Source organism: Streptomyces sp. NPDC053513, assembly GCF_044544765.1.
Lineage (GTDB): Bacteria > Actinomycetota > Actinomycetes > Streptomycetales > Streptomycetaceae > Streptomyces > Streptomyces litmocidini.
In genome coordinates this window covers 63,094-85,396 of the sequence record NZ_JBITXP010000011.1, presented here as the reverse complement: position 1 = coordinate 85,396, position 22,303 = coordinate 63,094, and the positions used below count along the sequence as shown (strand labels likewise).

Annotated in this window: 18 protein-coding genes; 4 read left to right on the top strand and 14 right to left on the bottom strand. The window is 72.5% G+C overall.

What is annotated here, in order from left to right:
• Window positions 1-73 precede the first annotated feature (73 nt).
• Complete coding sequence (locus ACIGW4_RS20730; protein WP_123455563.1) at window positions 74-619, top strand: DUF742 domain-containing protein; 546 nt, start codon at window positions 74-76, stop codon at window positions 617-619.
• The gene (locus ACIGW4_RS20725) at window positions 600-1,181 is read left to right on the top strand and encodes an ATP/GTP-binding protein (RefSeq protein ID WP_015036414.1); all 582 of its coding nucleotides are present in this window, start codon (window positions 600-602) and stop codon (window positions 1,179-1,181) included. Before ACIGW4_RS20730 ends, ACIGW4_RS20725 begins: the two co-directional genes overlap by 20 nt.
• A gap of 204 nt (window positions 1,182-1,385) precedes the next feature.
• Here ACIGW4_RS20725 and ACIGW4_RS20720 read toward each other — a convergent pair whose 3' ends face one another.
• The 5 genes from ACIGW4_RS20720 to ACIGW4_RS20700 all read right to left on the bottom strand — a co-directional run bounded on the left by ACIGW4_RS20720 (window position 1,386) and on the right by ACIGW4_RS20700 (window position 10,257).
• Complete coding sequence (locus tag ACIGW4_RS20720; RefSeq protein ID WP_123455562.1) at window positions 1,386-1,580, bottom strand: acyl-CoA carboxylase subunit epsilon; 195 nt, start codon at window positions 1,578-1,580, stop codon at window positions 1,386-1,388.
• A gap of 14 nt (window positions 1,581-1,594) precedes the next feature.
• The gene (locus ACIGW4_RS20715; RefSeq protein ID WP_123455561.1) at window positions 1,595-3,178 is read right to left on the bottom strand and encodes an acyl-CoA carboxylase subunit beta; all 1,584 of its coding nucleotides are present in this window, start codon (window positions 3,176-3,178) and stop codon (window positions 1,595-1,597) included.
• A 153-nt stretch (window positions 3,179-3,331) separates the two neighbouring features.
• A complete protein-coding gene (locus ACIGW4_RS20710) occupies window positions 3,332-5,650 on the bottom strand; it encodes a polysaccharide lyase 8 family protein (RefSeq protein WP_399582314.1) in 2,319 nt (772 codons plus the stop codon).
• 114 nt (window positions 5,651-5,764) lie between these two features.
• Complete coding sequence (locus ACIGW4_RS20705) at window positions 5,765-9,619, bottom strand: endo-alpha-N-acetylgalactosaminidase family protein (protein ID WP_399582168.1); 3,855 nt, start codon at window positions 9,617-9,619, stop codon at window positions 5,765-5,767.
• Between the two features lie 128 nt (window positions 9,620-9,747).
• Window positions 9,748-10,257, bottom strand: a complete 510-nt coding sequence (locus ACIGW4_RS20700; RefSeq protein WP_123455558.1) for a hypothetical protein — start codon at window positions 10,255-10,257, stop codon at window positions 9,748-9,750.
• A 235-nt stretch (window positions 10,258-10,492) separates the two neighbouring features.
• On the opposite strand from ACIGW4_RS20700, the gene ACIGW4_RS20695 reads away from it, so the two are divergent.
• Window positions 10,493-11,104 (top strand): YceI family protein, encoded by a 612-nt coding sequence (locus ACIGW4_RS20695; protein WP_123455557.1) that lies wholly within the window; start codon window positions 10,493-10,495, stop codon window positions 11,102-11,104.
• 169 nt (window positions 11,105-11,273) lie between these two features.
• Here the strand turns inward: ACIGW4_RS20695 and ACIGW4_RS20690 are convergent, their stop codons facing one another.
• Window positions 11,274-11,570, bottom strand: a complete 297-nt coding sequence (locus tag ACIGW4_RS20690) for a serine hydrolase (RefSeq protein WP_398707651.1) — start codon at window positions 11,568-11,570, stop codon at window positions 11,274-11,276.
• A 229-nt stretch (window positions 11,571-11,799) separates the two neighbouring features.
• On the opposite strand from ACIGW4_RS20690, the gene dnaN reads away from it, so the two are divergent.
• Window positions 11,800-12,903 carry a DNA polymerase III subunit beta gene (gene dnaN, locus ACIGW4_RS20685; RefSeq protein ID WP_359589206.1) on the top strand — a complete coding sequence of 368 codons (1,104 nt, stop codon included), beginning with the start codon at window positions 11,800-11,802 and terminating at the stop codon, window positions 12,901-12,903.
• 57 nt (window positions 12,904-12,960) lie between these two features.
• On the opposite strand, the gene ACIGW4_RS20680 is transcribed toward dnaN, so the two are convergent.
• The 8 genes from ACIGW4_RS20680 to ureA form a co-directional block, all read right to left on the bottom strand.
• Window positions 12,961-14,313, bottom strand: a complete 1,353-nt coding sequence (locus ACIGW4_RS20680; protein WP_399582163.1) for a hypothetical protein — start codon at window positions 14,311-14,313, stop codon at window positions 12,961-12,963.
• A gap of 42 nt (window positions 14,314-14,355) precedes the next feature.
• Window positions 14,356-15,972, bottom strand: a complete 1,617-nt coding sequence (cimA, locus tag ACIGW4_RS20675; RefSeq protein ID WP_123455555.1) for a citramalate synthase — start codon at window positions 15,970-15,972, stop codon at window positions 14,356-14,358.
• A gap of 282 nt (window positions 15,973-16,254) precedes the next feature.
• A complete protein-coding gene (locus ACIGW4_RS20670; RefSeq protein ID WP_398707646.1) occupies window positions 16,255-17,574 on the bottom strand; it encodes an MFS transporter in 1,320 nt (439 codons plus the stop codon).
• Window positions 17,575-17,640: 66 nt separating this feature from the next.
• Window positions 17,641-18,195, bottom strand: a complete 555-nt coding sequence (locus ACIGW4_RS20665; protein ID WP_260174676.1) for a TetR/AcrR family transcriptional regulator — start codon at window positions 18,193-18,195, stop codon at window positions 17,641-17,643.
• Between the two features lie 102 nt (window positions 18,196-18,297).
• Window positions 18,298-18,729, bottom strand: a complete 432-nt coding sequence (locus ACIGW4_RS20660) for a hypothetical protein (RefSeq protein WP_123455551.1) — start codon at window positions 18,727-18,729, stop codon at window positions 18,298-18,300.
• A gap of 46 nt (window positions 18,730-18,775) precedes the next feature.
• On the bottom strand, window positions 18,776-19,795 hold the full coding sequence (locus tag ACIGW4_RS20655; RefSeq protein WP_123455550.1) for an agmatine/peptidylarginine deiminase: 1,020 nt from the start codon (window positions 19,793-19,795) through the stop codon (window positions 18,776-18,778).
• Between the two features lie 9 nt (window positions 19,796-19,804).
• A complete protein-coding gene (locus ACIGW4_RS20650) occupies window positions 19,805-21,487 on the bottom strand; it encodes an urease subunit alpha (protein WP_123455549.1) in 1,683 nt (560 codons plus the stop codon).
• A complete protein-coding gene (ureA, locus tag ACIGW4_RS20645; RefSeq protein ID WP_123455548.1) occupies window positions 21,487-22,185 on the bottom strand; it encodes an urease subunit gamma in 699 nt (232 codons plus the stop codon). The genes ACIGW4_RS20650 and ureA overlap by 1 nt, the downstream gene beginning before the upstream one ends.
• Window positions 22,186-22,303 lie beyond the last annotated feature (118 nt).

Here is a 22,303-nt window from a genome sequence, read left to right as displayed (position 1 = left end):
TCACGTCACCGCACCGTAAGGTGCGGTGGCGCGGTTCAAGGGACATGGACCGCGAGGCAGTCGAGGAGGAGACGTGGGTACACCGCCGGGCGCAAGCCCCTACAACGGTTATGACGCGCATCAGGCGCCCCTGGGGGACACCGCGCAGAACAACCGGTTCAACTTTCCCTCCTCCCCGAGCAGACAGGGCGTGTCGCAGCCCTACGCGCAGCCTCAGGTCCCGTCGGCCGCGGGCTCGCCGTCCGCCTCGCGCGGCGCCGCGGGCGGTTCCGGCGGGCACAACCCGCTGGTGCGTCCGTACGCGATGACCGGCGGCCGGACCCGGCCGCGCTACCAGCTCGCCATCGAGGCGCTGGTCAGCACCACGGCCGACCCGGCCCGGCTGCAGGGGCAGTTGCCCGAGCACCAGCGGATCTGCCGGCTCTGCTTCGAGATCAAGTCGGTCGCGGAGATCTCGGCCCTTCTCTCCATTCCCCTCGGCGTCGCCCGAATCCTCGTCGCCGACCTGGCCGAGGCCGGGCTCGTCGCCATCCACCAGCCCGGCGGCGACGAGGCCGCCGGCGGTCAGCCAGACGTGACACTGCTCGAAAGGGTGCTCAGTGGACTTCGCAAGCTCTAGCGGCGGCGCGGCCCGTTCAACCACCAGCGCGAAGATCGTGGTGGCGGGTGGCTTCGGCGTGGGCAAGACCACGTTCGTCGGCGCCGTCTCGGAGATCAACCCGCTGCGTACCGAGGCCGTCATGACGTCCGCTTCCGCGGGCATCGACGACCTCACGCACACCGGCGACAAGACGACGACGACTGTCGCCATGGACTTCGGCCGCATCACGCTGGACCAGGACCTGATCCTCTACCTCTTCGGTACCCCGGGTCAGGATCGCTTCTGGTTCATGTGGGACGACCTCGTCCGCGGCGCCATCGGCGCCGTCGTCCTGGTCGACACCCGCCGCCTCGCCGACTGCTTCCCCGCCGTCGACTACTTCGAGAACAGCGGCCTGCCGTTCGTCATCGCCCTCAACGGCTTCGACGGCAACCAGCCCTACCAGCCCGAAGAAGTCCGCGAGGCCCTCCAGATCGGCCCCGACACCCCCATCATCACCACCGACGCCCGCCACCGCGCCGACGCCAAGAGCGCCCTCATCACCCTGGTGGAGCACGCGCTCATGGCCCGCCTGCGGTAGTCCCTGACGGGTACGTACCGAAGGCCCCGCACCGATCATGGTGCGGGGCCTTCGTGCTGGGGCCCCGGAGCGGAACGCGCCCGCAAAGGCGCCGTTCCGTTGTGCCCACCCGTTCCGCCCTGCGGAACGATCGCCCACAACGGGGGGGGACGACGAAGGGCCCCGCACCGATCACGGTGCGGGGCCCTTCGGTACAGCGGGGCGTCAGCGCCAGCTGTGCGGGGCGCGGAAGCCGTGTTCGCGCTCCAGGCGGCGCCAGCCGGCCTGGCTGCGGCCGCGGCGGGTCTCCTCGGCGGGCTGGGAGGCGGCGCGGGCGAGCAGCACGGCCGTGATGGCGGCGAGCTCCTCGGGCTCGGCGGTGCCCTTCTCGACGCGGAGAAGGTTGGCAGGCGTGGTCACGTGGATGACTCCTCTTACTGAGGCGGGTTGCCGTGCTTGCGGGACGGCAGGTCGGCGTGCTTGGTGCGGAGCATCGCGAGGGACCTGATGAGCACCTGGCGGGTGTCGGCGGGGTCGATGACGTCGTCGACCAGGCCGCGCTCCGCCGCGTAGTACGGGTGCATCAGCTCGGCCTTGTACTCCTTGACCATGCGGGCCCGCATGGCCTCGGGGTCCTCGGCCTCCGCGATCTGCTTGCGGAAGATGACGTTGGCGGCGCCCTCGGCGCCCATGACCGCGATTTCGTTGGTGGGCCAGGCGTACGTCAGGTCGGCGCCGATGGACTGGGAGTCCATCACGATGTAGGCGCCGCCGTAGGCCTTGCGCAGGATCAGGGAGATCCGGGGCACGGTCGCGTTGCAGTACGCGTACAGCAGCTTCGCGCCGTGCCTGATGATTCCACCGTGCTCCTGGTCGACGCCGGGCAGGAAGCCGGGTACGTCCAGAAGGGTGATGATCGGGATGTTGAAGGCGTCGCACATCTGGACGAAGCGCGCGGCCTTCTCGGAGGCCTCGATGTCGAGGACGCCGGCCAGCGACTGGGGCTGGTTGGCGACGATGCCGACGACCTGGCCGTCGAGGCGGGCGAGCGCGCAGATGATGTTGCGGGCCCAGCGCTCGTGGACCTCCAGGTAGTCGCCGTCGTCGACGAGCTCCTCGATGACCTTGTGCATGTCGTACGGGCGGTTGCCGTCGGCGGGCACCAGGTCGAGCAGCACGTCCGAGCGGCGGTCGGCCGGGTCCTCGGAGGCGACGGTCGGCGGGTTCTCGCGGTTGTTCTGCGGGAGCATCGACAGGAGGTAGCGGACCTCGGCGATGCAGGTCTCCTCGTCGTCGTACGCGAAGTGCGCGACGCCGGAGGTCTCGGCGTGGACGTCGGCGCCGCCGAGGCCGTTCTGGGTGATCTCCTCGCCGGTGACCGCCTTGACGACGTCCGGGCCGGTGATGAACATCTGCGAGGTCTCGCGGACCATGAAGACGAAGTCGGTCAGCGCCGGGCTGTAGGCGGCGCCGCCGGCGCACGGGCCGAGCATCACCGAGATCTGCGGGATGACCCCGGAGGCCTTGGTGTTGCGCTGGAAGATGCCGCCGTAGCCGGCGAGGGCGGAGACGCCCTCCTGGATGCGGGCGCCGGCGCCGTCGTTCAGGGAGACCAGCGGGGCACCGGCCGCGATGGCCATGTCCATGATCTTGTGGATCTTGGTGGCGTGGGCCTCGCCCAGCGCGCCGCCGAAGATCCGGAAGTCGTGCGCGTAGACGAAGACCGTGCGGCCCTCGACCGTGCCCCAGCCGGTGACGACGCCGTCGGTGTACGGCTTCTTCGCCTCCAGGCCGAAGCCCTGCGCGCGGTGCCGGCGCAGCTGCTCGACCTCGCTGAAGGAACCAGGATCGAGCAGCAGCTCGATGCGCTCACGCGCCGTCAGCTTGCCCTTCGCGTGCTGGGCCTCGGTCGCGCGCTCACTCGGGCCACGCAGCGCCTGCTCGCGCAGGACGTGCAGCTCGGCCACACGGCCACGGGCGTCAGCGGGCTCGCTCGGGATCTGGTCCACAACGGTCATGTACCGACCCTACGAAGTCAGGCAAGAAAACCCCGCCGTCGACTCCGTACAGTCTCGCGTGTCGAATCCTGGTGGGGCTGGACAGAACCCGCACGCGTCCAGCCCGAGTCAACAGCCAGGCACCCCCCGTGTTTGTAGGGGTCCGACATAGACCTAGAGCAGAACCTCGCAACCGTGGGTCGCTCCCCCGGTGCCCGGCGTGATCCGCAGCCGCAGCGCGGGCCCGGTGGCGAGGACCTCCACCGAGGGGTCGTGGCGGACCACCCGGCGGACCGGACGGTTCCACACCAGCTCCAGCGGCTGCCCCGTGCGCGGCGGCTCGGAGACCCTCAGGTCCAGGACGGAGCGGCGGCGCCGGACGAGGACGCTCGCGGGCGCGGTGACCGTGAGCGGCCCCACCGTACCGCCCTGCCAGAGGTTCGCGGCGGTCAGCCCGAGCGACGGGACGGCGATCGCCTGCCGCTCGGCGGTGTTGTCGAGAACGTGCAGCCAGCCGGGGTCGGCGGCGCGGGCGGCGAGCGCCCTCGGGGTGGCGCCCGGCATCAGGAGGTAGACGTACGAGGCGGCGACCGGGTCGGTGCCGTGGTCCAGCCAGAGAGTCTGGTAGCGGCGGGTCCGGCGCTCGGTGGAGCTGGTGGTGTTGATGTCGCTCCAGGCGCCGGTGCGGTCCTCGCGCAGGGTGCGCAGGTTCCCGGCCCCCTGCGGGAAGACCCAGCCGCCGTGCCCGTCCAGGTGCGCCCAACCGTCGCCGGAGGTGAAGGCCTGGGTGCCCCCCTCTCCGAGGAGCCGGTTGTCGACGATCGTCTCGACGGGCACGCCGTCGGCCGCGGTGATCCCGGCGCCCAGGCAGACCACCGCGTCCGCCGCGCAGAACCAGGACTTGCGGGCCTCCAGGGTGGAGCCGAGGCCCTTGAGGTGCTGGCCGACGGCCGCGTACTCGCCGTCGGTGGCCCCGCCGACCCAGCGGACGGCCGGCCGGGGCGCGCCCCACTCGCCGCCCGCCCGGTCGGCGAGCCGCTTGGTGGAGACGGTGGTGCCGGGGAGGCGGTACGGGTCGACGGTGGGCCAGAACCAGTCGGTGTACTGGTCGCCGAGGTCCGGGGTCCACCAGGAGAGCATCCCGGCGCCGGTGTGCCAGCCGCGCGGGTTCTCGCCGTTGCCGCACTCGTAGTACGTGATCCGGTTCGAGGCCATGGAGAGGCAGGCGGCCCAGCCGGGGCGGCGGTGGACGGCCCGGTCCATGGCGGGGAAGAGCCGGTGGCCGGTGGGCTCGGGGGCGGCCTGGACGGGCGACGCGGCCACGGCGTGCAGCCGGGCGAGGTCGGCGACGCCGAACTGGCGGGCGTCGAGGATCGGGGAGACCGTGTCGCGCTCGATCCACCCCTTCACGCGCGCGTGCCACCGGTCCCGCTCGGCGGCGGACGCCCCGCCCGCGAGGAGGGCCATGGCCGCGATGACGCCCTGGCCGTGGAAGTGGTCGGAGCGCATGATCCGCCGGTCGTCGTTCTTCAGGTATCCGCGGCTGATGGCGCGCCCGTTGACGCTGTCCATCATCAGGCCGTCGTAGACGAAGGGCGCGTAGGCCTTCTCGACGCTGTCGAGGACGATCTGCCGGTTCGGGTCGGTGACGGCCCAGCTGGAGCCGGCGAGGAGGGTGAAGAGCCGGCCGAGGCCGTCGAGCATGACCTGCCCGTAGGTGCCGGAGTAGGCGACCCAGGTGTGCTGGACGAAGGAGCCGTCGGCGTAGAGGCCGTCGCCCTGGGTGACGTACGGGAAGACGGGCGAGAGGGCGTCGCGGGCGAGGGATATCTTGGCGGGGTTCGCGCCGAGGACGCCCCGCAGGGCGACCGAGCGGCAGAGGTCGACGCGGTTGGCGCCGGTGGAGGTGCCGGTGTAGCTGCGCAGGACCGAGTCGGGCACGAAGTGGTCGACGGCGGCGCAGGCGGCGGCGATCCGCTCGGCGCCGAGGCGGGGGTGGAGCGCGGCCACGATGTCCATGAGGAGGCGGGGACTGCCGATCTGCCACTCCCACCAGTTGCCGTAGCGGGGGGCGCCCGCCCGGTAGACCGTGGCGGAGAGGTGGTCGAGGCCGCGCAGCACGTCGGCGAGCAGGGTCTCGTCGCCGGTGAGTCCGGTGCCGGGCTGCATGTACGCCTGGGTCATGGTCCACAGGCGGCCGTAGCTCTGGGAGACGCCGGCCGGCGGGTCGAAGGGGGCGTCGGGCCAGAGCGAGGTGGCGGTGGGGGCCATGCTCGCGCGGAAGGCACGCGCGAGCGTGCCCGTCTCGGCGAGCCGGCCGGCGTAGGGCTCGGCCCCGGCGTCGAAGCCGGAGCCGAGCTGGAGGTCGAGCCAGCGGAGCCGCAGGGTCTCGAACTCGTCGGCCGGGTCGGCCGCGTCGGCGGTCGGGGCCAGTGCGAGGGCGGCCGCGGCGGCCGTCGTGCTCAGGAAGGTGCGGCGGGACCAGAGGGGCAGGGACACGGGAGCCTCCCGGGGGAAGTGGTGGAGACCGGTCGGCGCCCGGTGTAACACCCTGTTTCCGACGCAATCAATGAGCACGGCAAGCGCTTGCTGGCTGCCCCGGGGCCGTCAGCTCCCGCAGTGGAAGCGGGCGTTCCCCCAGTCCGCGTGGTCGTTGCCGTTCCCGTCGCCGCCGTCGTCGACCACGAGGTCGACGTAGGAGGCGCCGGTGACGTCGGCGGTGAGCGGCCAGGCCGGGTCGGCGGCCCCGAGGACCGGGGACTTCACCTTCTCCGTGCCGTCCGCGAGCACGCTGAACCGGACGCTGCCGCGGGTGGTCTGGACGTCGTCCACGCCGACCTCGGCGGTGAGCGAGGCGCACCGGCCGCCGAGGTAGTAGCGGACCTTCGCCGGGGCGTGGGTGCCCAGGCCCTTGGCGTACGTCGCTCCGCCGATCCGCAGCGGGGAGCCGTCGCCGGTGCCGGTCTCGCCGTTGGAGAGGTCGCGTTCGACCGGTCCCCAGCCGTTGGCGGCCGAGGTCCAGTCGAGGTCGCTCGCCCAGCTGTCGGCGGTGGGCGGCGGGGGCAGGGTGCGGACGGTGGTGGCTGCGGTGAGCTTCCGGTCCCCTCCCCCGATCCCGTACGTGACGGAGGCGCCCAGCGGGTACGGCCGGTAGGCCGCGTCCACGGGCGGTGTCACCTGCCAGGTGGCGGTGGCCTGCGCGCCCGGCGCGACCGTGCCGAGGGCGACGGGCGCGGCGGGTTCGGCGGTCCAGCCCTCGGGGAGGTCGAGGACGGCCCGGGCGCCGGTGACGTCGGCGGCCTCGTCGTTGGCGAAGGTGGCCGTGACCCGGTTCGGGCGGCCGGGCTCCAGCGTCTCGGGCGCGGTGACGGTGAGCGTGCCGCAGGCGGCGGGCTCGGCGGCCGGGCCGAGGTCGGTGACGGTGAAGCCGTCGAGGACGAGGTCGGCGCCGTCCGGGGCGTCCCCGCGCTTGCGCAGCCCGGTCCAGGTGTCGCCGCAGCCGGCGGTGACGGTCTCGGCGAAGTGGCCGGTGGTCCGCTGCTGTCCGAGGGGCGTGCGGCGGGTCTCCACCGAGGTGCCGTTCGCGCGGTCGTAGCCGGTGACCCACTCGTACGCGCCCGCGTGGCTGGACTGGTAGTCGTACTCCACGCGGTAGTCGTGGCCGTCCTTCATGGGGACGGTCCAGGGCGCGGTCCGGTAGACGAGTCCGCTGTTCTCGTCGTGGGACTTGAGGCTCTCGGCGCCGCCGATGACGTCGTCGATCGCCTTTCCGTTCCAGCCGGCCTGGGTGTACGGGGCGTGCAGCTGGGCGATGTGGGTGCGGGGGTCGGTCGTGCCGCCGGCGTCGCCCTTGAGGAAGGGGCCCCAGCCCTGGTCGACGGCCTCGAAGTCCTCGTACGCGACCGTGCCGGGCTTCGTCGCGGGGGCGTCGGCGACGATCCGCACGTCGTCGACCCGGACGGTCGCCGCGCTGCCGCTCGCGGCCTGGATCCGCAGCGGGGCGGAGCCGCCGGCGGGGGCGGTGAAGGTGACCTTGGCGCGCTGGAGGCGGGTGCCGTTCCAGTCGGAGGCGGCGACCCGGTCCTCCAGGGCGGAGCGCTCGACGGTGACCGCCCGGCCGCCGATGGACAGGGTGGTGGGGCGGGTCTTCCCGGGCTCGACCTCGATGAGGGCGGAGGCGGTGTACCGCTCGCCGGGGGTGAGGCCGGTGATCTGCTGGCGGAGCGAGGCGGTGGCGGTGCCGCCGAGCTTCGCGCTGTTGCGGCCCTGGTCGTCGGTGTCGCGGGTGACGGTGCCGGTCCTGGTCCAGGAGCCGAGCCGGGCGTCGTTGAAGCCGGGGTCCTTCACCGGGGTGCCCTGGCCCCACCGCGGGGCGGTCTGGGCGGGGGCGCTGTCGGGGTAGAGGACGTAGGGCTGTCCGGCGACGGCGTCGAGGGTGATCCGTCCCCCGGAGGGGCGCACGGTGGCGGTCCTCACGCGCCCGTTGTCGGTCAGCTTGTACACGGTGTACGCGCGCGTGCCGCCGGGGACGGCCCAGCTGGTCGTGCCACCGGACCTGTTGTAGTGGTAGAGCTTCCTGCCGCCGTCCCAGGGGAGCAGGTAGCTCTCGCCGTCGAGGACCTTGCGGCCGTTCTCGTAGAAGGTGCGGCGGCCGTCCTCGACGGTGCCGCGGACGCCTCCGGTGAAGGTGATGTCGTCGCCGCTCCAGCGGGTGATCTTCTGCTGCTGGAGGTACTTGGCGGGCAGGTTCCGCTGCCAGATGTTGGCGGAGAAGGCGTTCCAGTCGGTCTCGCCGGTCCAGCCCTCGAAGTCGACGAGGGCGGTCTGGCCGAGGACGGGGTGGTTGTTCCAGACGTCCTTCTCGCCGTTGCGGATGAAGCGGATGATCTGCGAGTTGAGGCCCTTGTTGGTGGCGCCGCCGTAGTCGAGGTCGTTGGCCCAGTGGGACCAGAGGGAGGCCCGCTCGAACTTGTCGGCCCACTCGGTGGCGACGTTCCAGCCCTGTGCCTGGACGGCCTGCATCGTCTTGTCGGCGATCCAGCCGTGCGTGTAGTAGACGTCGATGTAGAGCATCGACAGGTTGGGGTCGGTCTCGTCGCGGAGCTGCTGGAAGCGGCGGGCGAGGTCGCCGCTGTTCACGTCCCGGCGCTGGTCGATGTAGTAGCTCTGGTTGAGCCAGTTCCAGCCGGGCCTGGTCTTGTCGACGAGGGTCTCGCTGAAGTGGTGGGCCTCGGGGTACGACTCGGTGGCGTTGACGTGGACGCCGAAGCCGGCTCCCCACTTCCTGCCCTCGCGCAGGAGGGTGTTGAGGTCGGCGAGGCCGCCGGCCCGCTTGTTGTAGTTGCCGCCGTAGTCGGGGTGGGCGGAGTCGTGGCCCTCGGAGCCGTACCCCTTGAGCAGTGCGAACTGGCCGAGTCCGTCGGTGGACAGCGAGATCCGCTTGACGTCGTCGAGGGTGCGCAGGAAGGGGTGGGTGGCCTGGGAGGCGAAGTTGAAGGGGATGTGGGCGACGACCCGGTTCGGCGTCTGCTCGCTGCCGGGGGCCTTGATCCCGATCGTGCGGAAGGCGACGGCGCCGTCCTGCCAGTCGACGGTGCCGTCGCCGTTGGCGTCGGGGGTGACGACGACCTTCGCCCAGGGCAGGTGGTCGCCGCTCTCGGGCTGCGGGGCGCCCGCGCCGCGGTAGGTCCACTGGCCGGACCAGACGCCGACGCGGGTCTCCGTGCCGTCCTTGCGTGCCTGGTGCCAGAAGCGGGCGCCGTCGCGCGCGGAGGCGCCGGAGGGCTTGTCGTAGCTGGAGTTGGACTCGACGGCGGCGGCCAGCCGTCCGGTGTTGACGATCGCGTAGCTCGCGCCGGCCGGGGCGGTGTCGGCGGCGGTGGCGTCGGTGACCTTCGCGAAGACGTCGGCGGTACGGGTGGAGTCGGGGTCGAGCCGGGTGAAGGCGGTCGCGGCGCCGCCGTCCGAGGAGCCGACGGAGACCAGGTCGTGGCCGGGGATGTCGATCGTGCCGACGCGGAAGGCCTCGGTGTCGCGGACGGCGGTCACCTCGAAGGTGGTGGTCCGGTCGTCGACGCCGAGCCGGGCGTCGATCTCGACGCCGGGCAGGTCGGGGAAGACGAGGGTGTACGCGGCGGACGTGGCGGTCAGGACGGGTGCGCCCTCGGCCCGGACGGCGTGGGCGGTGCCGTTGAGCACGATCCGCGTCACCGGGGCCGTGCTCCCGAGGAGGCGGGCTCCGCTCGCCCGGTCGGTGTACGAAAGGACGCGGGGGAAGTCCTCGGCGACGGCGACGGAGAGCCGGTCGGAGCCGATGACGGGGCCGGCGGTGGCGGCCGTGGCGGCGGCGGTCTCTTCTTCGGCGAGGGCGGGACCGGACAGGGCGAACACGGTGGCCGACGCGGCGGCGAGCGCGCAGACCGCACGGATTCTTCGGGGGTTCCGCGAGTGAGGGAGGGACATGCGCACTAGTTGGCCCCGCCCCGGGAGCACCGTCAACGAGATCGCTCCGCGCGGGCCCCTCCAGTCCAAGAACCCCCTCCGGTTAGTCCAAGCGACCACCGGAGGGGGCGATTCGGCGGTGGTGCGGGTCAGCAGCCGCCGCAGTTGTAGAAGGTCACGTCCCAGTGGCTGCCCTCGTCGGCGTAGACGTTGCCCGCGCCGGACTTCCACTGCGGGGCTCCGTCGCCGCGCAGCCCGATGTAGGTGAAGGTGTTCTTGATGTAGTTCCCGAGGCAGGTGTACTTGCTGAAGTCCAGCTTGTAGCCGTTCCAGTGCGAGTAGGTGCCGCTGGCGTGGCCGGTCTCGGTGCCGCCGGTGATGTTGAGGGCGCAGCCGCTGGCGCTCTTGAGGGTCTGGGCGCCCTGGGCGGTGGCGAGGTTGAGCTGCTCGAAGGACGTGCAGGTGGAGTTGTAGCGGTCCGAGCAGTTGCCGGAGGAGGACCAGGTGATTCCGGAGGACCGGAACATCGAGGTCGCGGTGGCGTGGCTGATCTTGGTGACGGCGTGGGCGTCGGTGGCGGTGGTGAGGGCGCCGAAGCCGGGGGCGAAGAGGGCGCCCAGGACGAGGGCGACTGCGGTGAGGACGGAGCGGAGCTTCACGGGGTTCCTCCTGCGGATGACCGTGACGACTGGGGACGGCTGTGCAGGTGGTGCTCGTCGCGCAGGGAGATGGTGCCGTAGTTCTACGCGCGTCCGCCAGAGGGCGTCGGTGACGGCGTGACGCCGTCCGGATGAACGGCTTCCGATGAGCACCCCCCAGATGTTGAATGTTGAACGGAATGGGGTTACAGTCGTTCTCGTTGAAGGTTCAACAAACACCGACAAGGAGCACGTCATGGGTCTCTTCGGCCGCAAGAACACCGAGTCCGCCGTCGCCACCGCCACCCTCCCCGTGGACCCGGCCCTCGCCGCCCTCACCGGCGACTACACCATCGACCCGGCGCACAGCAGCATCGGCTTCACCGTCCGTCACGCGATGGTCACCAACGTCCGCGGCACCTTCGCCGAGCACGAGGGCTCGCTGAAGCTCGACGGCGCCGACCCGGGCGCGTCCACCGCCTCGATCGACGTCAAGATCGCCTCCATCGACACCGGCATCGGCGACCGCGACGGCCACCTGCGCAGCGGCGACTTCTTCGACGCCGAGCAGTTCCCGCTGATGAGCTTCCGCTCCACGAGCGCCGAGCAGCTGGGCGGCGACAAGTACCGGATCACCGGCGACCTGACCATCAAGGACGTCACCAAGCCGCTCTCCATCGACCTGGAGTTCAACGGCACCGCGACGGACGTCTACGGCAACGAGCGCGTCGGCTTCGAGGGCTCCGCCGAGATCCTCCGCTCCGCCTGGGGCCTGACCTGGAACGCGGCCCTGGAGACCGGCGGCGTCATGGTCAGCGACAAGGTCAAGCTGAACTTCGACATCTCCGCGATCAAGAACGCCGCCTGATCCCTCCCGCGTACGGGACACACGAGCGCGCCCGCCCTCCGCAGCAGCGGAAGGCGGGCGCTCGGCGTTTCCGGGGGGGGAGCGGGCGCCCGGCGTTTCCAGGGGGGCGGCGCTCCTCGGCGTTTTCGGGGGGGGCGGGCGCTCCTCGGCGTTTCCGGGGGCAGGCCCGTCAGGCGGCCTTCGCCGCCGCCTCGACGACGGCCGGGGTCAGGCGGTCGTTCTCGGGGGCGCCGCCCTGGACGAGGAGGGCGACGACCAGGGCCATGGCGCCCTTGGAGGAGGAGTAGAGCGCGAGCAGGGAGTCGCCGTCGACGCCGTCACCGCCCCAGAGGTCGACGACGAGGCGGCCGTGGTGGTGGACGGCGAGCTGGGCGCCGCCGTCCCGTGCCTCGTCCGCGGCGATCCCCGCGAACACCTCCCGCACGGACTCGAATCCGGGCTCCACCGTGCCGTGGACGTCGGTCACGGCGCCGCTCCCCCCGCATGTCGCTCTGCGCATCGCTGTCGTCGTCGGACACCAGAACCACCCGGAGCCCGATTCCCTTCCCGCCCCCGGGAGTTCGGCGCGATTCCGTCCTCGGGCGGGGCCGCGGGGAGGAGTCCCGCGACGGGTCGGCTCCGGCCCCGGCTCACCGACGAGCACCCGAAACCGCCGGTCGGAGCCGTTGTCAGTGGGGGCCGTTAGCGTCGTCGGCATGGAATTCCGCATCGACAGCGCCGTGTTGGCCGACGCCGTGGCCTGGGCCGCGCGCGTCCTGCCGGCCCGCTCCCCCCTGCCCGTCCTCGGCGGTCTGCTCCTGGAGGCGGCGGACGGCCGGCTGCGCGTCTCGGGCCTGGACCACGAGGCCTCGGCCCGCGTCGAGGTCGAGGCCGACACGGTCGTCGCGGGCCGGGCCCTGGTCCTCGGCCGGCGCCTGCTCGACATCTGCAAGGTGCTCCCCCGGGGCGGCACCGAGCTCGCCGTGGAGGGCGCCCGCCTCTCGGTGACCTCGGGCGACGCCCGCTTCGGCCTCTCCCTGCTGCCGCTCGACGACTACCCCGCCGCGCCCGCGCTGCCCGAGGTGCGCGGACTGGTGGACGGGGACGCCTTCGCCACGGCGGTCGGCCAGGTCGCCGTGGCCGCGGGACGGGACGACTCGCTGCCCGTCCTCACCGGGATACGGCTGGCCCTGGACGGCACCACGATGACGCTGGCCGCCACCGACCGCTACCGGTACGCGGTCCGCACCCTGGAGTGGAAGCCGGAGGCCGGCGCCGGCGCGGAGGGCGCGGACGTGGTCGTCCCGGCCCGCCGCCTCACCGAGATCGCCCGCTCCCTCGCGGGCGCGGGCCCGGCCCGCCTCGCCCTCGACTCCGGCTCCCTCGGCTTCGAGAGCGCCGGCACCCGCGCCACCACCCGGCTGCTCGACGGCCGGCTCCCCCGCCACGACAAGCTCTTCGCCCTCGGCGAGCACGCCCTCGCGGTCACCGAGCGTGCCCCGCTGACCGAGGCCGTCAGGCGGGTCGCGGTCGTCGCGGAGGGCGACAGCCCGGTCCAGCTGGCCTTCTCCCCCACCGCCCTCCACCTCCGGGCGGGCTACGAGGACGACGTGGCCTCCCAGCGCCTCCCCGCCGCCCTCACGGGCGCGGAGTCCCTGACGGTCGCCTTCAACCCGGGCTACCTCCTGGACGCGCTGGGCTCCCTGGACGCCCCCGAGGTCCACTTCCACCTGCTGGGCCCGGGCCAGCGCGCCCTCCTCACCGACGGCCCGGAGGGCACCCACCGCCACCTGCTGATGTCGGTGAAGCCGCTGGTCTGAGCCGGAAGCCCCTGGTCCTCACCGGAAACCGCCGGCCCGAGCCGCCCGGAGGGGTCGCTAGAAGCCGCCGCCCCCGTCGAACCCGCCGCCTCCGCCGAAGTCGCCGCCGCCCCCGAAGTCACCGCCGCCGAAGTCGCCCGAGCCGAAGTCCCCGGCGCTGAAGTCGCCGCCGCCGAAGTCGCCCGGGCCGAAGTCGCCGCCGCCGTACTCGGAGGCGTAGGCGGGGGTGGCGAGCACGGAGCCGAGCATGGTGCCCACGAGGAGGCCGGGGAGCATGCCGCCGCCGAAGTAGCCGCCGGCCCAGGGACCGTAGGCGGGGCCCGCCTCCCAGTAGGGGCGGCGGCCGGCGTCGGTGTCGACGGTGCGGGCCACGGGGTCGAGGCCGTCGTCGAGGCGGGCCGCGTCGGCGGCGCAGACCGGGACCTGACGGGGGGAGCCGCCGGGCGGGGTCCAGGTCCGGTCCTCGGCGGCGGGACCGTGGCGGGGGTCGAAGAAGCACGGGGGCCGGCGCTCGGGGAGCGGGCGGGACTCGCGCCGGGCGGCCAGGACGGCGAGGGAGAAGCGGCCCTCCTCCAGGGCCTGGGTGACGCCGCGGACGTCGTGCGGGCGGGCGGCCGAGGCCATGAGGGACTTGGCCCTGTCGTACGAGTCGAGGGCGCGCTCGTAGTCGCCGCGCATGGCGTCGTCGGCGCCGCGCTCGGCGGGGTGGAAGTCGAGGCGTTCGAGTTCCTCGCCGAAGGCGGTGATGTCCTCGTCGACGACGACCCGGAGCCGGTCGAGGGCGGCGCGCTCCTCGGCCTCCTTGCGGCGCCTCTTCTGCCGGACGACGGCGTAGGCGCCCGCGCCGCCCGCGACGACGACACCGCCGAGGATGACGAGCCCGGCGACGGGGACCCCGCTGTCCGCGCCGACGGCGCCCCAGGAGGCCGGGGCGGAGCCGCGCATCGCGGGCAGGGCCTGGTCGACGAAGTCGTTCAGCTCGGTGGCGGCGTCGACGCCGGGCTGCCGTACGGAGGCGACGAGGTTGTCCACGGCGGCCGGGGACATCACGGAGCGGTCGACGCCCGCGTCGAAGCGGTCGCCGAGGCGCACGGCGTACAGGCCCGCGATGCCGGTCTGGGCGTGCAGGTTGTCGATGAGGCCCTTGGGCGGGAACTGCGCGTTCGCGGGCAGGACCGCCACGAAGAGCGGTTTGTCCGCGTCCTTGATCTTCTGCGCGAGGGCCTTCGCGTCGGCCGTGGAGAGCTGGCCGGCGGCGCCCGGGTCGACGTAGACCGGGCCCTGTTTCAGGGCGGCGGCCGCGTCGGACACGCCCGTGGCCCTGGCGCCCGCGAAGGGCGCCAGGGCCAGCAGCAGGAGCACGATCAGCCCGCCGAGGGCCGACCCCGTGGACATCGCCCTGGTCCTCATGGTTCGACGCTACCCGAACCGGACCAAAGCGAACATGCAGGACTATTCGGCGGGGTCGATCCCCGCGCGCAGCAGGCCGTACGTGAAGGCGTCCTCCAGGGCCTGCCAGGAGGCGGCGATGACGTTCTCGCCGACGCCGACCGTGGACCACTCGCCGTTGCCGTCGCTGGTGGTGACGAGGACCCTGGTCGTGGACTCGGTGCCGTGGCGGCCCTCCAGGATGCGGACCTTGTAGTCGACCAGCTCGAACTTGGCGAGCGGCGGGTAGATCCGGTCCAGGGCCACCCGCATCGCCCGGTCGAGGGCGTTGACCGGGCCGTTGCCCTCGGCGGTGGCGACGATCCGCTCGCCCTTGGCCCAGAGCTTCACGGTCGCCTCGTTGGCGTGGGTGCCGTCGGGGCGGTCCTCGACGATCGCGCGCCAGGACTCCGTGCGGAAGTAGCGGCGGGCCCGGCCCTCGGCCTCCTCGCGGAGCAGCAGCTCGAAGGAGGCGTCGGCGGCCTCGTACGTGTAGCCCTTGAGCTCGCGCTCCTTGACGCGCTCGACGACGCGGGCGACGAGGTCGCGGTCGCCGCCCAGGTCGACGCCGAGCTCCTTGCCCTTGAGCTCGATGGAGGCGCGGCCGGCCATGTCGGAGACGAGCATCCGCATGGTGTTGCCGACCAGCTCGGGGTCGATGTGCTGGTAGAGGTCGGGGTCCACCTTGATCGCGGAGGCGTGCAGTCCGGCCTTGTGGGCGAAGGCGGAGACGCCGACGTACGGCTGGTGGGTGGAGGGGGTGAGGTTGACGACCTCGGCGATGGCGTGCGAGATCCGGGTCATCTCGGCGAGGGCGCCCTCGGGGAGGACCTTCTTGCCGTACTTGAGCTCCAGGGCCGCGACGACGGGGAAGAGGTTGGCGTTGCCGACCCGCTCGCCGTAGCCGTTGGCGGTGCACTGGACGTGGGTGGCGCCCGCGTCGACGGCGGCGAGGGTGTTGGCGACGGCGCAGCCGGTGTCGTCCTGGGCGTGGATGCCGAGGCGGGCGCCGGTGTCGGCGAGGACGGTGGCGACGACGGCCTGGATCTGGGCGGGGAGCATGCCGCCGTTGGTGTCGCAGAGGACGACGACGTCGGCGCCGGCCTCGTGGGCGGCGCGGACGACGGCCTTGGCGTAGTCCGGGTTCGCCTTGTAGCCGTCGAAGAAGTGCTCGCAGTCGACGAAGACCCGGCGGCCCTGGGCGGTCAGGTGGGAGACGGTGTCGCGGACCATCTCCAGGTTCTCGTCGAGGGTGGTGCGCAGGGCGAGCTCGACGTGCCGGTCGTGCGACTTGGCGACCAGGGTGATCACCGGGGCGCCGGAGTCGAGGAGCGCCTTGACCTGCGGGTCCTCGGCGGCGCTGCCGCCGGCCCTGCGGGTGGCGCCGAAGGCGACGAGCTGCGCGTTCTTGAACGCGATCTCCTGCCGGGCGCGGGCGAAGAACTCCGTGTCGCGCGGGTTGGCGCCGGGCCAGCCGCCCTCGATGAAACCCACGCCGAACTCGTCGAGGTGCCGGGCGATGGTCAGCTTGTCCGCGACGGTGAGGTTGATGCCCTCACGCTGCGCTCCGTCGCGCAGGGTCGTGTCGAAGACATGGAAACTGTCGTCGAGGCGCGATCCCTCGGCGTTCTCCGTGGTCATGGCTGTGTTGGCTCCTGTCGGATGTGGCTCCGGAAGGTATGGATCCACTTGCCCCCATTCTCACGCGTCGTCCGTTTCCGGCGTGGGTGGGGCCGGAAAACGAAAAAACCCCTCGCGGGTGCGAGAGGTCTGCGCGCGGGTCTGGGGCACGGTGTCCACTGCCGCGGGGGTCGTTCCGCGATTCAGTGGCCACTGCGGACCGGCGCGCTGCTGCCGATAATCATCGTGGTAGCAAGCACGCCGGAAGTCTGACACAGGTCCGGGACCGGCCGGACGGCGGTCTCACGATACGGGCAGTTGATCTCGCGTCCGCTCGGCGCGGGCGGCGCCCACCCGGCCCAGGTCGATGTCCCGGGTCTCCCGCATCGTGAGGTAGACGACCAGGGAGACGGCCGCGCAGCCGGCGACGTACCAGGAGAAGCCCGACTCGACGCCGGCGTCCTTGAACCAGAGCGCCACGTACTCGGCGGTGCCGCCGAAGAGGGCGTTGGCGACGGCGTACGGCAGGGCGACGCCGAGGGCGCGGATGCCGGTCGGGAAGAGCTCGGCCTTCACGCAGGCGTTGATGGAGGTGTAGCCGGTGACGACGAGGAGCGCGAGGAGGGAGAGGCCGAGGGCGGGCCAGAAGGAGCCGGCGTGCTTGAGCATCGTCAGGATCGGGACGGTGAGGAGGGTGGAGCCGAGCGCGAAGGTGATGAGCAGCGGACGCCGTCCGATCCGGTCGGAGAGCCGGCCGGCGAGCGGCTGCAGGCAGGCGAAGACGACGAGGGCGCAGAAGGAGACCAGGGTGGCGGTCTGCTTGGGCAGTCCGGCGGAGTTGGACAGGTACTTGGTGAGGTACGTGGTGTACGTGTAGTAGGCCACGGTCCCGCCCATGGTGAGCGCGACGACGAGGAAGGCCTCGCGCTTGTGCGCCCACAGGGCCTTGAGGGTGCCCTGCTGGCCCCGGGCGACGCCGGAGTCGGCGCTCTCCTCGTACACCTCCGTCTCCAGCATGGTGCGCCGCAGCCAGAAGACGACGGCCGCGCCGAGGGCGCCGACGACGAACGGGATGCGCCAGCCCCAGGCGTGCAGGGCGTCGGCGGACAGGGTGTGCTGGAGGATCAGCAGCAGGCCGAGGCCGAGGATCTGGCCGGCGGTCATCGACACGTACTGGAAGCTGGAGGCGAAGCCGCGGTGCCGGGGTGCGGAGGCCTCGGTGAGGTAGGTGGCGCTGGCCGCGTACTCGCCGCCGACGGAGAGGCCCTGGAGGAGGCGGGCGACGAGGAGGACGGCGGCGCCGCCGTATCCGGCGACGGAGTACGTCGGCGCGATCGCGATCAGTACGGCGGAGGCGGACATCAGCGTCACGGTGAGGGTGAGCGCCGCCTTGCGGCCCTTGCGGTCGCCGACCCGGCCGAGGAGCCAGCCGCCGACGGGGCGCATGAAGAAGCCGACGGCGAAGATGCCGGCGGTGTTCATGAGCTTGGCGGTGTCGTCGCCCTCGGGGAAGAAGGCTCCCGCGAAGTAGGTGGCGAAGCTCGCGTACACGAACCAGTCGAACCACTCGACCATGTTGCCGGCGGAACCGACCCAGATCTTCTTCCAGTGCTCTCGTCCCATGGGCAGGAACCGTGCCGGAGATCGCGCCGGGTCAACAAGGCCGTGGCGCGCAACGATCGGGTGTACTTACGTGCGTTGCGGTCGCGCGAGCAGGTCCTGCTCGATGAACTCCCTTACGTGCGCGAGGACTTGCTCCCGCCCCGTGCCCGGGATGCCGACGGCGACGTGCACGCTGAAGCCGTCGAGCAGGGCCCGCATCCGGGTGGCGAAGCGGTCCGGGTCGACCGCGCGGAACTCCTCCCGCGAGACGCCCTCGGCGAGGATCGCGACCAGGTCCCGGTGCCAGGCCCCCTCGATGGCGGCCTGCCGGGCGCGGGCGTCGGCGTCGGCGTTCTGCGACCGGTTCCAGACCTCCAGCCAGAGGGTCCAGTGGGGGTCGCGGGGCCCGTCGGGCACGTACACGTCGACGTAGCCGTCGAGCCGGTCGCGCGCCGTCCCCGGCCGGGACAGCAGCGCGCTGCGCTCGGCCCCGAGCCGCCCCTCGCTCCACTCCAGGGTCTGCAGCAGCAGTTCGTCCTTGGTGCGGAAGTAGTAGAGGAGGTGCCCGCTGCTCATCCCCACCTGCCGCCCGAGCCCGGCCATGGTGAGCCCGTCGAGCCCCCGCTCGGCGATGGTGTCCATGGCCGCGGCGAGCACGTCCTCCCGGGGCGGGGCGGCCTGGTTGCGGCGGCGGGGGTGGGAGGGGGTGGGACCGGGGTTGCTGCTCTGACTCACTCGTACGTTCTACAGGATGCGGCCGTCGGGCCCGCGCCCGAAGGCGTGCAGCATGACGTCGGCGAGGTCGGCCCCGGGCACGGTGGCGCGCAGCTCGGCGAGGACGGGCGGCAGGTCCTCGTCGGCGATGACGCCCATGTGCTCCTGCCGGAGCCCGTGGACCACCTCGACCAGATCGGGACGGAGCGCCATCCAGGCACGGGAGGTACGGATCTCCTCGGCCATGGCGTCCATGAACCACCGCATGACGTCGTACGGGATCTCCCGCTCGCCGCGCGGGTCGAACCGGACCGTCGGCTCGCGCGCCGGATCCTCGTCCGGCACGACCCCCACCACGAGCTGCCGCCGGCCGGACACCTCGTCCAGCTCCACGTACCAGGCGTCGTCGGGGACGGAGTACAGGAAGGTGAGGGCGTACCGGCCGGAGGCATGGGTGGTCATGGCCGCACGCTGTCACAGGGCGTGCGGCCACGGCGAGCCGGTTTCCCTACACCGCCGGCTGCTGCTGCGTGATGCAGTGGATGCCGCCGCCGCCCGCGAAGATCGTCCGGGCGTCGACCAGGACGACCTCGCGCTCCGGGAAGAGGCGGCGGAAGATCTCGGCCGCGACCTCGTCGTGCGGGTCGTCGAAGGCGCAGAGGACGACGCCGCCGTTGCACAGGTAGTGGTTGATGTACGAGTAGTCGACCCAGTCGCCCTCCTCGTCCTTCAGGACGGTGGGCGCCGGGACCTCGATGACCTCCAGCGGGCGGCCCTTCGCGTCGGTCTGGCCGCGCAGGATCTCCACGTACATCTTCGAGCGCACGTAGTCCGGGTGGGCCGGGTCCTGCTGGCTGTGGACGAGGACCGTGCCGGGGCGGGCGAAGGCGGCGACGATGTCGACGTGGCCCTGGGTGCCGTACAGGCCGTAGTCGCCGGCGAGGCCGTGGGGCAGCCAGATCGCCTTCGTGGTGCCGAGCTTGGCGTGGATCTCCTGCTCGACCTGCTCGCGCGTCCACTCGGGGTTGCGGCCGGAGCCGAGCTGCACGGTGTCGGTGAGGAGGACGGTGCCCTCGCCGTCGACGTGGATCGCGCCGCCCTCGTTGACGAGGGGGGACGAGAGGACAGGCACTCCCGCCACGTCCGCGACATGGCGGGCGATCTTGGAGTCGTGCTCCCAGCGGGCCCAGTCCTGGGCGCCCCAGCCGTTGAACACCCAGTCCACGGCGGCGAGTTCGGTTCCGTTGGTGACGAAGGTCGGGCCGATGTCCCGCATCCAGGCGTCGTCGAGCTCGCGCTCGACGAGCTCGACGTCCGGGCCGAGGAGCGCCGCGGCCGACTCCGCGTCGCCGGGCGCGACGACCACCGTCACGGGCTCGAAGCGGCGGACGGCGCGGGCCACCGACGCCCAGGCGGCGCGGGCCTCGGCGAGCTCCTCCTCGTTGGTGAAGGTGGGGTTGGGGCTGGGCCAGGCCATCCAGGTGCGCTCGTGGGGGGTCCACTCGGCGGGCATGCGGTACGAGGTCATGAGGCGGTCCTAGAGGAAGTAGAGGCGGTTGAGGGAGACGGACTCGGCCGCCTCGGAGCGGATCGGGGAGCCGTCGAGCGAGACGAGGCCGGTCCGGTCGTCGACCTGCACGTCGCCGACGCGGGAGTTGAACCGCAGGTCGGCGGGGCCGATGCCGCGGGTGCCGCGCACGGCGACCCGGCGGCGGCGGGTGGGCATCGCGTCGGAGCCGAGGTCGACGGCGGCCTGGGCGACGAACGCGACGGAGATGTCGGCGGGCGTGGCGCCGTGCGCGCCGAACAGCGGTCCGAGGACCAGCGGCTGACAGGTGTCGGTGGCGGCGTTCGGATCGCCCACGACCCCCCACGCGGGGAAGCCGTTCTTGATGACCATCTGCGGCTTGGCGCCGAAGAACTCCGGCCGCCACAGCACGATGTCGGCCATCTTCCCGACCTCGATCGAGCCGATCTCGTGGGCGAGGCCGTGGGCGATCGCCGGGTTGATGGTGAGCTTGGCCATGTAGCGCAGCACGCGCGCGTTGTCGTCGTGCGCGCCGTCGCCCTCCATGGGCCCGAGCTCGGCCTTCATCTTCCCGGCCATGGCGAAGGTCCGGCGTACGGTCTCGCCGGCCCTTCCCATCCCCTGCGCGTCGGAGGAGGTGATCCCGATCGCGCCGAGGTCGTGCAGGACGTCCTCCGCGCCCATCGTCCCGGCCCTGATCCGGTCGCGCGCCATCGCGGCGTCGCCGGGCAGGTCGGTCTTCAGGTCGTGGACGGAGACGATCATCCCGTAGTGCTCGGCGACCGCGTCGCGGCCGAAGGGGAGCGTGGGGTTGGTGGAGGAGCCGATGACGTTCGGCACGCCCGCCATCTTCAGGACGTTGGGCACGTGCCCGCCGCCACAGCCCTCGATGTGGAAGGCGTGGATCGTACGCCCCTCCAGGACCTTCAGGGTGTCCTCGACCGAGAGGCACTCGTTCAGGCCGTCGGAGTGCAGCGCGACCTGGACGTCGTGCTCCTCGGCCACCCGCAGCGCGGTGTCCAGGGCGCGGGTGTGGGCGCCCATGTCCTCGTGGACCTTGAAGCCCGACGCCCCGCCCTCGGCGAGCGCCTCCACCAGCGGCGCCGTGTCGGAGGAGGAGCCGCGGGCGAGGAAGCCGATGTTGACCGGCCAGGCGTCGAAGGCGTTGAAGGCGTGCTTGAGCGCCCACGGCGAGTTGACGCCGACGCCCCAGACGGGGCCGAACTCCTGGCCGATGATCGTGGTGACTCCGCTGGCGAGCGAGGCCTCCATGATCCGGGGGGAGAGCAGGTGGACGTGGGTGTCGACGGCTCCGGCGGTGGCGATGAGGCCCTCGCCGGAGACGATCGAGGTGCCGGTGCCGACGACGACGTCGACCCCGTCGAGGGTGTCGGGGTTGCCGGCCCGCCCGATGGCGTGGATCCGGCCCTCACGGATGCCGATCGACACCTTGCGGATGCCCTGCACGGCGTCGATGACCAGGACGTTGCTGATGACCACGTCGCAGGTCTCGCGGACGGCCGCGGCCTTCAGGTGGAGTCCGTCGCGGGCGGTCTTGCCGAAGCCGGCGAGGAACTCGTCCCCGGGCTTCTGGGAGTCGGACTCGACGCGGACGACGAGCCCGGAGTCGCCCAGGACGACGCGGTCGCCGGTGCGCGGGCCGTGCACGGATGCGTACTCGTACGGGTCCATCAGTCGTTCTCCTCGTCGGGCCGAACGCCCAGGTAGCCGCAGGCCCGCGCCCTGCGCAGGGCCTCTTCGCGCGCGCCGGGCGCGTCCAGGGGTCCGTCGACCAGGCCCGCGAAGCCGATGGCGACGCGGGCGCCGCCGATCGGGACGAGCCCGACCTCGGCCTCGCCGCCCGGGTCGAAGCGGAAGGAGGCTCCGGCCGGGATGGCGAGGCGCATGCCGTAGGCGGCGGCCCGGTCGAAGTCGAGGCGCGGGTTGACCTCGAAGAAGTGGAAGTGGGAGGTGACGCTCACGGGGACCGTCGCCGTGTTGCGGACGAGGAGGGTGAGCGCCGGCTCGGCCTCCTCGTACCCGGGGCCGGGCAGCAGTGCGCCCGGGGCCTCGGCTCCCAGGGCTCCCCCGCCGATCGGGTCGGAGACGACCGCGAGCCGGGAGCCGTCGTCGAAGACGGCCTCGACGTGGACCTCGGTGACCACGTCGGCGACGCCGGGCAGGACGTCGTCGGGGCCGAGGACGGAGCGGGCCGCCTCGATCGCCTCGGCGAGTCGCCTGCCGTCGCGGGCCGCCTCGCAGACGGTGTCCGCGATGAGCGCGGTCGCCTCGGGCACGTTGAGCCGCAGGCCCCGGGCCCGGCGGGCTCGGGCGAGCTCGGCGGCACCGAAGAGAAGCAGCCGGTCGCGTTCCGTGGGGGTCAGTCTCACGCCCCAAACACCTCCTGCAATTGCGACACGTTTGAGCGACACTCTAAATGTTGAGAAGCGAGCTTCCAAGCATTGACGTCACCGACAGGCGTAGGTCACATTGAGCGCCGCTCTAAAA